11 protein-coding genes are annotated in these 13,974 nt (G+C 66.0%); 4 read left to right on the top strand and 7 right to left on the bottom strand.

All coding sequences use genetic code 11. The features are described from left to right. Positions 1 to 17 precede the first annotated feature (17 nt). A complete protein-coding gene (locus OEX18_03145) occupies positions 18 to 2,927 on the top strand; it encodes a histidine kinase (GenBank protein ID MDH4336255.1) in 2,910 nt (969 codons plus the stop codon). Between the two features lie 21 nt (positions 2,928 to 2,948). On the opposite strand, the gene OEX18_03140 is transcribed toward OEX18_03145, so the two are convergent. Genes OEX18_03140 through OEX18_03115 form a run of 6 tightly spaced genes read right to left on the bottom strand, consistent with a single transcriptional unit; the run spans position 2,949 to position 9,200 of the window. Further along, complete coding sequence (locus OEX18_03140) at positions 2,949 to 3,527, bottom strand: hypothetical protein (GenBank protein ID MDH4336254.1); 579 nt, start codon at positions 3,525 to 3,527, stop codon at positions 2,949 to 2,951. 6 nt (positions 3,528 to 3,533) lie between these two features. Further along, entirely contained in the window at positions 3,534 to 4,904 is a 1,371-nt protein-coding gene (locus OEX18_03135) for a sigma-54 dependent transcriptional regulator (protein ID MDH4336253.1), read from the bottom strand. After that, positions 4,901 to 6,556, bottom strand: a complete 1,656-nt coding sequence (locus OEX18_03130; GenBank protein ID MDH4336252.1) for an ATP-binding protein — start codon at positions 6,554 to 6,556, stop codon at positions 4,901 to 4,903. Before OEX18_03130 ends, OEX18_03135 begins: the two co-directional genes overlap by 4 nt. Before the next feature lie 19 nt (positions 6,557 to 6,575). Continuing rightward, positions 6,576 to 7,733, bottom strand: a complete 1,158-nt coding sequence (gene hybB / locus OEX18_03125; GenBank protein MDH4336251.1) for a Ni/Fe-hydrogenase cytochrome b subunit — start codon at positions 7,731 to 7,733, stop codon at positions 6,576 to 6,578. Then, complete coding sequence (locus tag OEX18_03120) at positions 7,730 to 8,512, bottom strand: 4Fe-4S dicluster domain-containing protein (GenBank protein MDH4336250.1); 783 nt, start codon at positions 8,510 to 8,512, stop codon at positions 7,730 to 7,732. The genes hybB and OEX18_03120 overlap by 4 nt, the downstream gene beginning before the upstream one ends. Before the next feature lie 13 nt (positions 8,513 to 8,525). Then, positions 8,526 to 9,200, bottom strand: a complete 675-nt coding sequence (locus tag OEX18_03115) for a glycine cleavage system protein H (protein ID MDH4336249.1) — start codon at positions 9,198 to 9,200, stop codon at positions 8,526 to 8,528. A 623-nt stretch (positions 9,201 to 9,823) separates the two neighbouring features. On the opposite strand from OEX18_03115, the gene OEX18_03110 reads away from it, so the two are divergent. Continuing rightward, positions 9,824 to 10,732 (top strand): hypothetical protein, encoded by a 909-nt coding sequence (locus OEX18_03110; protein MDH4336248.1) that lies wholly within the window; start codon positions 9,824 to 9,826, stop codon positions 10,730 to 10,732. Between the two features lie 66 nt (positions 10,733 to 10,798). Here OEX18_03110 and OEX18_03105 read toward each other — a convergent pair whose 3' ends face one another. Beyond that, positions 10,799 to 11,893 (bottom strand): hypothetical protein, encoded by a 1,095-nt coding sequence (locus OEX18_03105; protein ID MDH4336247.1) that lies wholly within the window; start codon positions 11,891 to 11,893, stop codon positions 10,799 to 10,801. Positions 11,894 to 12,263: 370 nt separating this feature from the next. On the opposite strand from OEX18_03105, the gene OEX18_03100 reads away from it, so the two are divergent. Beyond that, the gene (locus OEX18_03100; GenBank protein ID MDH4336246.1) at positions 12,264 to 13,208 is read left to right on the top strand and encodes a protein-disulfide reductase DsbD family protein; all 945 of its coding nucleotides are present in this window, start codon (positions 12,264 to 12,266) and stop codon (positions 13,206 to 13,208) included. A gap of 34 nt (positions 13,209 to 13,242) precedes the next feature. Beyond that, positions 13,243 to 13,884 (top strand): thioredoxin family protein, encoded by a 642-nt coding sequence (locus OEX18_03095; GenBank protein MDH4336245.1) that lies wholly within the window; start codon positions 13,243 to 13,245, stop codon positions 13,882 to 13,884. The last annotated feature ends 90 nt before the right edge of the window (positions 13,885 to 13,974 follow it).

Raw genomic sequence — 13,974 nt, 5'->3', positions numbered from 1 at the left:
AGCTCTTTCAGGGTCTGATGCGGTTTCGTGTTCGCGGCGTGTTGCTGGTCTCCAACCTGTACGACTTTTTCACCCTCTCCGAAGACGGCAGCCTCTACGAATCCCTGATCAACGAGTACCTGGGGCTCGGCCTCACCACCATGCCCAGTCTCACGCGGGTCTCCAGAGGCGCGGAGGCCCTGTCATTGCTGGCCGAGCCGGGGCGCTTCGACCTGGTCATCTGCTCGCTGCGCCTCGACGACATGCAGGCCGACCAGATGGCGCGGGAGATGCGCAGCGCGGGCATCACGACGCCGGTGGTCCTGCTGACCCACGACAGCCGCGAACTGGCCGCACTGCTGCACAGCGGCCGTGCTGCGCTTTTCGACCGGGTGTTCGTCTGGCAGGGTGACTTTCGCGTGTTGCTGGCCATCATCAGCAATATTGAGGACCACGCGAACGTCGAACACGACACCGCACTGGTAGGCGTGCAGTCGATCGTCCTCATCGAGGACGACGTCAAGTTCTACTCGTCATACCTCCCCCTCATTTATACGGCGATCGTCGAGCAGACCGCGGACGTGATCGCCGAGGGTGTCAACCCGGCGCACAAACTGCTGCGCCGACGCGCGCGCCCCAAGATCCTCCTCTGCCACACCTACGAGGACGCGTGGGGGCATTTCGAGCGCTACCACGACACCATTCTGGGCGTTGTGTGCGATATCGCGTTTCCGCGCGAAGGCAGCATGGACGCGACGGCGGGCTTCGACTTCACGCGCAGCGTGATGCAGTCGCACGCCGACATCCCGGTGCTGCTGCAGTCCCACGACGCCGCCAACGGAGCGCGGGCCGCGGAACTGGGCGTGTCGTTTCTGCGCAAAGACTCCCCCACGCTGCTGCGCGACCTCAAGCAATACATGCTGCAACACTTTGGATTCGGCGACTTCGTGTTCCGCGATGCGGATGGCATCGAGCTGAAACGCGCCGACGATCTGCGCACCTTCCAGGAGGCACTCCGCGTGGTGCCCGACAGCAGCCTTTCCTATCACGGCCAGCGCAACGATTTTTCCCGCTGGCTCAAGGCGCGCACGGAGTTCGATCTCGCGCACAGCCTGCGCCCCATGAAGGTGTCGGACTACGGGTCGATCGCGGAGCTGCGTTCCTACCTGGTGACCAGCATCGGGGATCGCCGCCGCGAGAGCCAGCGGGGCTGGGTGGTCGACTTCGACCCCGACACCTTTGATGCCGAGCGTACCTTCGCGCGCATCGGCGGTGGGTCGCTGGGAGGCAAGGCGCGCGGCCTCGCCTTCGCGAACGCGCTGCTGCTCGCCGGCAACCTGGAGGAGGAGTGGCCGGGGGTGCGTATCACCACCCCACCCTCGGTGGTGCTGGGCACCGACGTCTTCGACCGCTTCCTCGATTTCAACGATCTGGCCGGCTTCGCAATCCGGTGCAACGACGACGCGGAGATCCTGGCGCGCTTTCGGGAGGGGCGGTTCCCGGTGGCAGCGGAAGAGGCCCTGCGGGCCTACCTGGTTGCGGCTCACTATCCGTTGTCGGTGCGCTCATCGAGCCTGCTCGAAGACTCGCAATTCATGCCCTTCGCCGGCGTCTATGACACGTTCATGCTTCCCAACCAGCACCGCGATCCCGGCGTGCGCCTGGACGACCTGCTGGATGCGGTGAAGCGCGTGTACGCATCGACGTTCTACACATCCGCCAAGCGCTACCTGCGCTCGACACCGTACCGTCTGGAAGAGGAGAAGATGGCGGTCATCGTGCAAAAGCTGGTGGGCGCGAAGCGCGGCGACCGCTACTACCCCGATTTCGCGGGGGCCGCACGCTCGTACAACTTCTATCCGACCGCGCCGCTGACGCCCGAGGACGGCATCGCCATGGTCGCCATCGGACTGGGAACGCAGGTGGCGGACGGCGGCGCAACGGTCCGCTTCTGCCCGCGCCATCCGCGCAACCAGATCCAGTTCTCGCGCGTCGAGGAAGGTATGCGCTACTCGCAGCACACGTTCTTTGCACTGGCGCTGCCCACAGAAGACGCGGTGCGCGAAGCCGGCGGGCCGCTGCACCTGGCTGAGGAAACATTGCAGCGCGCCGAAGCCGACGGCGTGCTGGCCGCACTCGCGTCCACCTACTCCAACGAAAATCGGGTTCTGTACGACGGCATCGCGCGCGACGGCCCGCGCGTGGTGACGTTCGCCCCCATTCTGAAGAACGACCTGTTTCCGCTGGCCGAGATCATCCAGCGCCACCTCGAACTGGGTATGCGAGGCATGAGCGGCCCGGTGGAAATCGAGTTCGCCGTCAACCTGTCGGTGCCGGAGGGTGCGCGACGCGAGTTCCAGTTATTGCAGCTGCGGCCGATGGTGATCGACCGCGAAGTCGAGCGCCTCAAGGTGGAGGATGCCCCGGCGAAGACGCTGGTGTGCCGCAGCACGCGCGTGCTCGGCAACGGCGCCAGCGACGACATCAGCGACATGGTGGTCGTGGATCGTGATCGCTTCGAACGTGCCAACAGCGTGCTCGCGGCGCGGGAACTGGGGAATTTCAACGCGAAGCTCGCGGAGCTGGGCCGCCCGTACGTGCTGATCGGCGTGGGGCGCCTCGGGTCCGCCGACCCGTGGTTGGGGCTTCCGGTTCGCTGGGACGAGATCAACGCGGCGCGCGTGATCGTCGAGGCGCCGCTGCGGGACGCGGCGGTGGCGCCGTCGCAGGGCGGGCACTTCTTCGAGAACCTGGCCGCATCCGGGATCAGCTACCTCACGGTGGGAAACGACGACGCAGGTGAGTTCGTGGACTGGAAGTGGATCGCCGGCCAACCGGTCGAGCAGGAAGGGACGTACGTGCGCCACCTTCGGCTCAAGCACCCCCTGCGCGTCGTCGTCGACGGCCACCAGGGGCTGGGCCTGGTGATCAAGCCCGCCAAGCGATAGGCAGTGCGCCGGCGCGTTCCCTCAGCCGTGCAGCGGTGAAAAGACATCCGGCGGCAGCGAGGCCGCGCACGCGGTGCAGAAATCGCCGCCGCGCACGTCGATGGACTCCACCTTGGGCGCGAAGTGCATGATGCAGTTGAAGTCGTTGCAGTGCCCCAGCCCCACCACGTGCCCGAGTTCGTGCAGGATCTCCGTCACGGCGCGCCGCAGGAGAACATCGGCGTCGGCCGCGAGGCCGTAGTGCTCCGGCCTCAACCGTGCCAGCGACACCACCGCGGCGTGCCCCCCACGCATGGCGCGCCCGAACACGAAGGTGAATATGGGCAGGCCGATGTCGAGCCCGGTGAGCCCCACCTGGATCACCCCCGGGGCGCATGACGCCAGCGAGGCAAGCAGGCCGTCCGCGTCCACCTGATCGCGCCCACCCAGTCGCACCGGCCGGATGTCCCAGGGAGACGCATCCAGCCGGCACGGCACCACCAGGCAACGGCTCACATGCGCCACGATGTCCTCGGCGAGGGCGCGCGCGATGCCCCCGTCCGCGTGAAAGCGGACCGTCTCGATGCGAGGCGGTGCTGCATGCGGGTTGCCGTCGGCCACGACGCGTTACCCCGTCGCCTTCGCCTTGTCGAGCCCGTATTTCTCGATCTTGTGATAGAGCGTGCCGCGGTCGATCTCCAGCGCGCGCGCCGAACGGCTGATGTTCCACTCCTCGGATTCCAGCACCGCCAGCAGGTGCGCCCGCTCCACCTCGGCAAGCGAGCGCGCGCCGCCGGCCGGCTCCGGCGATTCGATGACGCGCATGGGGAAATCGCGCGCCTCGATGGTGGGCGGTTTTCCCACCACCACCGCGCGCTCGATGGCGTTCTGCAATTCGCGCACGTTTCCCGGCCACGCGTAGCCCTGCAACGCCCGCATCGCCTCCGCGGAGAAGTGCATCGGCTTGCGATTCATCGACCGCGTGAAACGGTCCAGGAAGAACTCCGCCAGCGGGCCGATGTCCTCCGGCCGCTGGCGCAGCGGCGGCATCTCGATGGTGAACACATTGAGGCGCCAGAAGAGATCCTCGCGGAAGTCCCCCTGCTGCACGCGCAGCTCGAGGTTCTCGTTGGTGGCGGCGACGACGCGAAAGTCCACCGGAACCGGGTTGCGCCCGCCCACGCGCGTCACCACTTTTTCCTCCAGCACGCGCAGCAACTCCACCTGCACCTTGGGGCTGATGGTGCCGATCTCATCCAGGAACAGCGTACCACCGTTGGCCATCTCGAACTTGCCGCTGTGGCGGTACATGGCGCCGGTGAAGGCGCCCTTCTCGTGGCCGAAAAGCTCGCTCTCCAGCAGTCCCTCGGCCAGCGCGCCGCAGTTGACGACCACCAGCGGGCCGTAGCGCCGCGGCGATCCCGCATGGATGGCGCGAGCCGCCATCTCCTTGCCGGTTCCGGACTCGCCCTTGATGAGCACGGTGGCGTCGGTTCCCGCCACCGCCGCGATGAGGTCGTGCACGCGGCGGATGGCCGACGACACACCCACGATGGGCGTGGGCGCGGATTCCGCTTCCAGCCGCTCGCGCAGGCGCACGTTCTCGGAGCGAATGGAACGGTGCTCGGCGGCGCGGCGCACCAGCAGCGAGAGTTCCTCCGGGTCGAACGGTTTCGAGATGTAGTCGTAGGCACCGGCCTTGAGCGCCTTGACCGCCGTTTCCACCGAAGCGTAGGCGGTCATGATGATCACGGTCATGTCCGGCTTGGCGGCCGCCAGGCGCGCCTGCAGCTCGATGCCGTCGACACCCGGCATCTTGATGTCGAGAAACGCGAGGTCGTAGTCCTTCTCGCCCACCAGCTTGAGCGCCTCGCGTGCGCTTTGCGCGGTGTCGACGCTGTGGCCATCCTGGCGGAACCAGTCACCCAGCGACTGCACCACGATGGGCTCATCGTCGACCACGAGGATCGAGAGGGGCAGGGGGGGATTCTTGTTCATGTGGCGTGAACCTCCTTGTCGGACGACTCGGCGTCCGTCGCGCGCGGCTGGTGAACCGGCAGGCGCACGAAGAAAACGGTGCCCGCACCCGGCGTGGATTCCACGCTCACGGTGCCATGGTGGCGCGTAACGATTCCGAACACCACCGGCAGTCCCAGCCCCACACCGGCCTCCCCTTCCTTGGTGGTGAAGAACGGCTCGAAGATGTCCGCCAGGTATTCGGGTGGGATGCCGCGGCCGTTGTCGCGCACGCTCAGCGTCACCCACTCGCCCGGTTCATCCTCTCGCGCGGCGATGATCACCTGGCCGCCCTGCGCCGTTGCCTCCAGTGCATTGATGACCAGCGCCAGCACCATCTGTTGAATCTGCGATGCGTCGCATTCCACCCGCGGCAGGCCCGCGGGCACATCGACGCTGAGCGAAACCTCCGACAGGTCCGCGCGGTGTTTGAGGAGCATTACACAGCGGTCGAGCAGCGGGCGCAGATCCTCCTCGGCGAATCGAACCGTGGGCGAACGGCTGAACAGGAGCAGGTTGCGCACGATGTTGCCGCAGCGCAGCGACTCACTCTCGATAAGCGCGAGAATGCGGCGTGCATCGTCCTGCCCCGCCGGCGGTGACAGTTCGGGGTCCGCCTCCTCGCTCCGCCGCCGCAGGAGCCTGGCGTAGGTGGCGATGCCGGCCAGCGGATTGTTGAGTTCGTGCGCCACCGTGGCGGCGAGTTTTCCCAGCGACGCCATCTTGTCCACCAGCATCATGCGCTTGTGGGCCAGCTCCAGCTGTGCGGTCTTCTCTTCCACCCGGAGCTCCAGGGTGGTGTTCAACTCTTCGAGGTCGCGCCGTGCCATACCCAGCCGCTCGGTCATCGCGTTCCAGGATTCCGTGAGCACGCTGATTTCCCCGTGATGACCGGTCTGCAGCCGCTCGGAAAAATCGCCGTCCGCCACGCGCTGCGCGGCGCGCGTAAGGTTGGCCACAGGCCGGATCACCATGCGCCACGTGAGCAGCCATGCCAGCGCAAGCAGGGCGAGAACCGCGATACCCACCCCTAGCAGGATCTGCCGCTCCGACGCGGCCAGGTCCGCGTCCACCCGCGCCAGCGGCAGTTGCACGTCGAGCACGCCGAGCACGTTGACGCTGGGCGGATGTGCATGACACGCAGCGCTGGCGCAACTGGCCTCGTTGTGCACCGGCGCAATCACCCCCAGCACGCGATCCCCCGACGGCGCGCGGAATACGCGCGTGCGATCCAGTCCGTTGAGGCGCGTCAACGGCTGGTCGGCGCCATGACACAGCACGCACTGCTCGGCGTTCATGTCCACCAGCGTGCCCACCTCGTCCTCCATGGTGGAGACGGTGATGCGCCCGCGGGCATCGAACACCCGGATGCGTTCGAACGACTCGTGATCGGCAATGGCGCCGATGATGCGCCGCACTTCGCCCGGGTCGTCGCGCATCATGGCATCGCGCGTGGAGCGGCGGATGACATCCGCCACCTCGATGGCACGCGTCTCCACCAGCTCGGTGAGGTGCGAGCGTTGCAGCCGGAGGCTGGCGTAGCCGCCCGCCACCAGGATGACGGCGGTTCCGGCGCACAGCGCCAGCCCGAAGCGGGCTGCCAGCCCCCGGCTCTCATGGCGATTTTCGCTCACTCGAAAACCACCCCTCCGATCACTTGTTGCGCACGCCCGGGGCAGTTCCCGGCGGCGCGCTCCCGGACAACGGCGGGTACACCGGCAGGTACTTGGCCGCCAGTTTGAACGCCGCGAATCCCAGCGCCACCAGCATGAGGGTCACCAGGATCTCGCCGGCGGCGGGGATGTAGTGCCCCTGCGACGCCTCGAGGCCGGTGATGCTCACGTTGAGCCGGTTGGCAATGAAACCCAGCACGGTGAACAGGCTCGCGACGTACAGACCGCCGGGGCTCCGGCGCATGCGCGGGAAGAGCAGCAACACGAACGGCAGCACGATGCCCAGCAGGAACTCCACCTGGAACAGCGCCGCTTCGTACGAAGGCGTAAACGCCAGCCCCAGCACGCCCCGCGCGGCCAGGTCGCGCAGGCGGAACACCGCCAGCACACCCAGCACGCCCAGCAGCGCCCGGCCCAGCGTTCGAATGATGGGCACCTCCAGGTTGCGCCCGAGGGCGCGCGCCGAGAGACGCGATTCCACGATCACCATGGCGAGCCCCGCGCACACCGCCGAGAGCCAGAAGATCACCGGCAGGCGCTCGGTGTACCACAGCGGGTGCAACTTGCCCGGCACGATCAGGTAGAGCGCGCCCAGCGAAGACTGGTGCAGGGTGGAGAGAATGACACCCGCGATCACCAGCGGAATCACCACCGCGTGCTGGATGGACAGCGCGCGCTTCCACCCCAGCCTCTCGAACACCATCCCCGAGAACTCAAGTGCCAGCACGGTCGTGTACAGTGTCACGCACCACGCGATCTCGAACATCACCGAGTGGGGGTTCCACATGATGAGCGGGTGCCAGATGTTCCAGGGCCGCCCCAGGTCGAACAACAGACCCACCACCACCAGCAGGTAACCCAGGAACGCGGTCAGGATGGCCGGCCGCACGATGGGCCGGAAGCGTTCCAGGTGGAACAGGTAGACGATGGCGGTGATGGTGAACCCGCCTGCGGCGAGACCCACACCGCACAGGATGTCGAAGCCGATCCACAGGCCCCACGGGAAGTTGTCGGACAGGTTGGTGACCGATCCGAGCCCGCGCGTGAAGCGCATGAACGCCGTCGCGACTCCGAATCCCACCAGGATCCAGAAGACGGCGCTCCAGAAACCAAAGCGCGGCTTTTTGATGCCGTTCATGCGTGACCACCTCCCGAGTGCATGTCGTTTGAGCTGCCCGGCCCTTCGATGCGCGCCACTTCCTCGCGGCGTTTCGTGATCCACCAGATGGCCAGCAGCATGGCGCCGCCCACCGTGATCACGTCGGGCACGTGGCTGAGCGAGGCCCAGGTGCGAGATGAAAGCGGCTCGTGCGGAAGCGCTTTGGGGTATCCCAGCGTGTCGAACGGCACCGGTGAGAGAATCAGCATGGAGGTGCCACCCAGTTCCTCCTCGCCGAAGACGTGCGGATAGTACGCACCGGGGTTCTCGTTGATGCGGCGGTGCGCCTCGGCCAGCATCTCCTCGCGCGTACCAAAGGTGGTTGCGTCTTCCGGACATGCCTCCGCGCACGCGGGCATGAGGCCCTGCGCCTGGCGCGGCGCGCAGAAGTCGCACTTGGCGACACCCGGCACCACCTTGTTCCACTCGTAGCGCGGCACGTTGAAGGGGCACGCCTGCATGCAGTAGCGACAGCCCAGACAGCGCGACGCCTCGTAGATCACCGGCCCGTCCTGCGTCTGCTGCAGCGCCCCCACCGGGCACACGCTCACACAGGTGGGCTCCAGACAGTGCATGCACATGCGGCGCACGTACAGGTCGTCCTTTTCGGAGACGAATGTCAGCGCGCCGGCGGAGAGATCCTTGATGTCGTCCACATTGGTGGTAAGGTCGTGCGCCTGCAGGCAGGCCTCCGTGCAGGCGCCACAACCCACGCATCGGGTGATATCGATCAACATGGATCTAGTGTTGTTGCTCATCTGCCCCTCCCGTTCAGGTCAGCAGGAACTCGTTGACGAGACGCTTCCAGTCCTCCCCGGAGAGGTGCGTCGCAAAGTCGGCCACCGGCTCGCCGCCGTCCTGCAGCACCGAGCCCGACAGGGCCACGAGCTGCATGTCCAGACGCCCGCGGGCGTCTTCGGTCCAGCGGCGCGCAAGCGATCCGTTCATCAGGTTGCGCAGTCCACTCGTGAGGTCGTGCGCCTTCATCTTGACGAGCCATCCGCGCCCGTACGGTTCGTCCGTGGCCAGCGTGGGCTGTGCCGCGAGGCGCGGGTTGACTTCGAGCACTTCGCCGGACAGCGGCGCCACCAGGTCCGCGTTCCCCACGGCCGAGGTCACGCGGAACGCCGGGCGGCCGGCGCTGAGCCGCGCACCCGCTTCCGGCAGCGCCACGTGTTGTGCGTTGCCGACCAGGCGGCGCGCGAAATCGTCCATGCCCACCGCGACCGTGTCGGCGCCAAGCGGCCGCACCCACACGTGTCCGAGGTGATAACGGAGATCTTCCGGCAGCTGGTAGCCGCCCACCCACACCGGCTCCGCCGTCTGCGGCATCGGCAGCGGATCGGGTTGATCCGCGACAATGGGTTGCTCGACGACTCTGCGACCAAGCGCGTAGTCGAGCGTCATGAACACTGAGAGCATGAGTAGAATGAGAATGACGGTCATGGCTGAACCTCCTTGGGTTCTTCGGTTCCGGGAATTACCAGAAGGAAGGTTCGTGCCGCTCGTGAAACATTGCACAATGATACCCATAACTCGATGACGCGACGTGAACTTGCGCGTGGCGCCGTTGGGAACCGCGTCAGCACGCGTCCGCGAGGCACTGTCGATCATCGCAACACTCTCGCCGGCCATACACGCTGCATGGGCGCGCAACCGGTTCTCGTGGAGGGAGTTGTCGGACTGTTGATGCATCCCACACCACCGTGGCGGAACTCGACATCACCTCGTCGTTGAAATGTCCGCCAGGGAACTCGGGATCGGCTGGATGTCTCCTGCGGCCGGGGAGGCCACCGTTGTCGGGAGTCCCAACACCTCTAGTTTGCTACCCGGCGTCACTTTCGTCAATTCGGATAATTAGCTCTTAATTTATGGGCAGAAGATGCCACCCGGGTGTTTTTTGGCATGGACAGTAACACGTTGCCCATGTTACACTTACTCTGCAAGGGCCCGATTCCGAACCATGCAAGACAGCAAAGCGGGGCCGGTGTGAGATGGGGTGGCCGGTGGTTGACGGCTTCTCACGCGAGAAACAATTTGGACTCTTCTCCATATCAGGAGGGATTTCGATGATCCGTCGCTACAATTGCATTCCCGCGCTGCTCGCGGTCCTGTTGTTGGCCCTGGCTCCGGCCGCCTGGGCAGTCGTGGACGCGCCAGTACTGAGTGTCGGCCAGAGCGGACACGGCAAGCAGACACTTACCGTCACGGCGGGCACGAGCGGTCTTCCGGACGGCTTCACCATCTGGTGGATGGACCAGGCCACCTTCGCGTCGCGCGGCTTCGTGTGGCCCGAGACGGAAGTGAACGGCCAGGGGGCTGCGTCGTTCACCGGCGCCCCGACGCTCAACACGTTTGGCGGGCAGTACACGACCTTCAAGCTCGCTCCCAACGCGAGCATCACGATCGAGATTGGTGACCTGTTCCAGGAAACGGGCGTGGCCGGCACGGTGGGTGAACTCGACTATGGCACGCAGTACCACTTCACCGCCTTCGCCACCGACGGCTCGGGTGCGGCGGCAAGCGGCCTGAGCAACACGGTCAGCGGCTCCACCACCGAGAGCACCAACTGCACCTACACGCAGGGGTTCTGGAAGAACCACGAGAGCGCGTGGCCCGTCATGTCGCTCATGCTGGGCAGCGTCAACTACAGCAAGGCGCAGCTGCTCAGCATTCTCGGACAGTCGGTGCAGGGCAACGGACTCGTCAGCCTGGCCCACCAGTTGATAGCGGTAAAACTCAACATTGCGGCGGGCGCGGACCCGACCGATGCCAGCGCGGCGATCGCCGCGGCAGATGCGCTCATCGGTGGCCTCATCGTTCCGCCGGTCGGCGGCGGGTACATCGACCCCAGCCAGACCAGCGCGCTCACGCAGACGCTGGATGACTACAACAACGGCGTCATCGGACCGGGACACTGCGGTGTGGTTCCCACCGAGCAGAGGACCTGGGGCGGCGTGAAGTCGCTGTACCGCTAGTAGGTCCGGCATACTCTCAAAGAGACCCGTCGCGTATTGCGGCGGGTCTCTTCATTGGTGTTCGCTTCAGCGCACCATCAGCATCTTGCGCGACAGCTGCTGCTTGCCCGCCACCAGTGAATACAGATAGGTCCCCGACGAGACCACACTCCCGCGGTCGTTGCGCCCGTTCCAGCCGACGGTGTGACGACCCGCCGGCAGGACGCCGTCGAAGAGCGTAGCCACCAGCGCCCCGCGAACGTCGTACACGCGCAGCATCACCCGCGACGTGGCCTCCAGCACGAAGGGAATGGCGGTGGCGGGGTTGAACGGGTTCGGCAGGTTCTGTCCGAGCGTCAGCGTGAGCGCAGGAATCTCGACCGGAATCGTGAATGAGCGCGTCTCCTCCCCGCTCTCGTTGACCGCCGCGACCGCGTAGGAGTAGCGTGTCGCCGGCCGCACGCTCGAATCCACGTAGCCGTCGCTCACCGCAGCGACGAGATCCGGAGTCAGCGGCCGTTCGATCCCGTCCGGCCCTGCGCGGTAGATTCGGAAACCGGCGATGCGCTCGTCTGCCTCGACGCGCCAGGAGAGCGCCACCCCCTCGTCCACCACGCGCGCATCGAAGCTCGCGATCAGCACCGACACCACCACGATCTCAACGCTGAGTTCGGCCGAGTACGCGCTCAGCATGCCCGCATAGTTGCGGCATTGCACCGCCACATAGTGCATTCCCTGCTCGAGCGAGCACACGTCTATCGACGAACCGGCGGTGACGTCGACGACCCGCTCGTACTCGCCCGGGCTCCTCCCCAGCGACACCGCGTAACCCACCACGGTGGGATCGCCGCTCGGCACCCAGGACGCCTGCGCGCACCCTGGGTCCCCGGTGTCGAGCGACGTAAACAGCGGCGGGGACGGGGGCTGGAGGTCGGGGCTCCCGTCGTCCACGACGGATATTATATCCGCGACCGCCGCATTCAGTGCCACCGCCAGCGCGCCGGCCGACCCCGAATACACTGAGAAGTGGTCGACCCCGTTGATCTTGACGATGAAGGTGTGGTCCGGAACGGCATTGAATACGAAGAGGCGAATCGGTTTGGCGGCGGCGACGCCATGGGTCCAGAGGACGGCAAGAAACAGCAGCGCGGAGAGTGCTCCGCGGCGAACGGCTCGTGGCATGAATCGCTCCTTCGGCGGAGCCAGCCACGGAGAATCCCGCGGCAACGGCGTCCGCACGCTGCGAGTGCTCGGCGATGATGAGTCGGTTTGTGGCGTCCTCAACGAGCAAACGCCGTGCACGAGGCGAGGTGGATACGAAGACGGCTCCGGGCACGCCCGAAGTAGCGCGCGCCGTGTTCGATGATCGCCACGGGGGTAGCGGTGGGGGCGAAGATCACCGGTGCATCCCGACAGGGCCCGCGGAAGCCCGCGGAGAGCGCATCGGTGCGTGTCGTCCGCCGCTGCGATGAAGGCCGCATGAGTGCGACGGGTTGCGTACCCTCCGTGCCAGTTGCCCGAACGAGCCGCAATGGTTATGATGCGGCAACCTATGGTGAACCCATTCGCATTGCGCCGTCCTGCGCCGTCCCGCGTGGTCCCGGTTCCAGTTGCGTGCGTGGCCATGGCCACGGCCATGTGGGCGGCCGCACTCGCCGTTCCGTGCGAAACGCGTGCACAGCTTGCAGGAACCGGTATTCCCGCCACCGATGACGAGCTGGTGACGGCGACGCTGGTGAGCGAAGCGCGCGCCATTGCGCCGGGCCAGCGCTTTCGCATGGCGGTGCGCCTGGTCGCGAAGGAGGGATGGCACCTCAACTGGCTCAACCCGGGGGACGCCGGGCTCGCGCCCGGCGTGGGGTGGAAACTCCCCGCGGGTTTCGTGGTGGGTCCCCCCTGCTGGCCCTTCCCGGAGCGATTCCAAACCGGCCCGCTGGTCATCTTCGGGTACGACGGGGAACTCCTGCTGGTGTTTGATGTACGCACTCCCACCACCCTCACCGCCGGCGAAACGGTCGAGTTGCGCGCCGACGTCTCGTGGCTGGCATGCGCGGATGGATGTGTTCCCGGGGACGCCTCGGTGGCGCTGACACTGCAGGTACGCGACAAGGTGGAGACGGATACGGAGTGGCTCGCGCGCCTGGAGAGAGCGCAGGCGCAATGTCCCCGGCCCTCACTGGAATGGAACGTGGAGGCGCGCGTGGACCGGCAGGGCTTTATCGCCCTGGACATCAGCGCCGGCGAACAGGAGACGAAACTGGAAGACGTCTTCTTCTTCCCCTACGACACTGGCCTCATCGAAAACGCGGCACCGCAACGGCTCTCGGTGATCGCGAGTCCATATGGAAGAGCCGCCTATCAACTGACCGTGGAAATTTCGCGTATGGCCGCCGGAATCCCCTCCCGATTGTCGGGGATCCTGGTATCGAGCAGCGGCTGGTCAGGTGGTGACGGAGCGAGGGCCATAGAGATCGATGTCCCGCTCGGTCGCCAGTAACCCGCAAGAACGACACATCTCAGGAGGAGAACCAATGTTGCACACATACCACAGGATTGCCCTCGCTGCGCTCGCGGCACTGGTCATCGCCGCACCCGCGGCACTCGTCGCCGGCGACGAAGCGAGGCCCGCGGCGGCCATCGACAAGCCCGCTCCGGACTTCGAACTGACCGGCATCGACGGCAAGACCTACAAGCTCTCCGACTTCAAGGGGAAGTACGTGGTGCTGGAGTGGAACAACTTCGACTGTCCCTTCGTGAAGAAGCACTACGGCAGCGGAAACATGCAGGCGCTGCAGAAGAAGTACGTGGACGAGGGTGTGGTGTGGTTCACCATCTGTTCGTCCGCACCCGGCAAGCAGGGGTACTACGACGACGCCGACCTCAAGAAGATGACCGCGGACGAGAAGTCCGCCGCCACCGCCTACCTGCGCGACCCCACTGGCACGGTCGGCCGGACCTACGGCGCCAGGACCACGCCGGACATGTTCGTCATCAGCCCGGAGGGCGTCCTCATCTATGCCGGCGCCATCGACGACAAGCCATCCACCAACCCGGATGACGTGAAGGGCGCGATCAACTACGTGGTGGCATCGCTCGACACTGCCATGGACGGCAAGGCAATCGCCACCAAATCGACGACCCCCTACGGCTGCTCGGTCAAGTACGCCAACTGATTCGCCCCGGAAATGGGGCTGGCAGCACCGGCCCCGTTTCCGTTGACACAACTGTATTTCTATCTTATAGTTAACCTTCACTGGCAGCCG

The organism is Candidatus Krumholzibacteriia bacterium (assembly GCA_029865265.1).
Lineage (GTDB): Bacteria > Krumholzibacteriota > Krumholzibacteriia > WVZY01 > JAKEHA01 > JAKEHA01.
The sequence above is the reverse complement of the archived record's forward strand: the minus strand, read 5'-3'. Positions and strand labels throughout refer to the sequence as shown.

Bases quoted from the DNA above. Each gene is read 5' to 3' on its own strand.
- OEX18_03145 (MDH4336255.1), top strand. From the start codon at position 18: ATGCGGTTTCGTGTTCGCGGCGTGTTGCTGGTCTCCAACCTGTACGAC.
- OEX18_03135 (MDH4336253.1), bottom strand. From the start codon at position 4,904: ATGAACAAGAATCCCCCCCTGCCCCTCTCGATCCTCGTGGTCGACGAT.
- hybB (MDH4336251.1), bottom strand. From the start codon at position 7,733: ATGAACGGCATCAAAAAGCCGCGCTTTGGTTTCTGGAGCGCCGTCTTC.
- OEX18_03120 (MDH4336250.1), bottom strand. From the start codon at position 8,512: ATGAGCAACAACACTAGATCCATGTTGATCGATATCACCCGATGCGTG.
- OEX18_03115 (MDH4336249.1), bottom strand. From the start codon at position 9,200: ATGACCGTCATTCTCATTCTACTCATGCTCTCAGTGTTCATGACGCTC.
- OEX18_03110 (MDH4336248.1), top strand. From the start codon at position 9,824: ATGATCCGTCGCTACAATTGCATTCCCGCGCTGCTCGCGGTCCTGTTG.
- OEX18_03105 (MDH4336247.1), bottom strand. From the start codon at position 11,893: ATGCCACGAGCCGTTCGCCGCGGAGCACTCTCCGCGCTGCTGTTTCTT.
- OEX18_03100 (MDH4336246.1), top strand. From the start codon at position 12,264: ATGGTGAACCCATTCGCATTGCGCCGTCCTGCGCCGTCCCGCGTGGTC.
- OEX18_03095 (MDH4336245.1), top strand. From the start codon at position 13,243: ATGTTGCACACATACCACAGGATTGCCCTCGCTGCGCTCGCGGCACTG.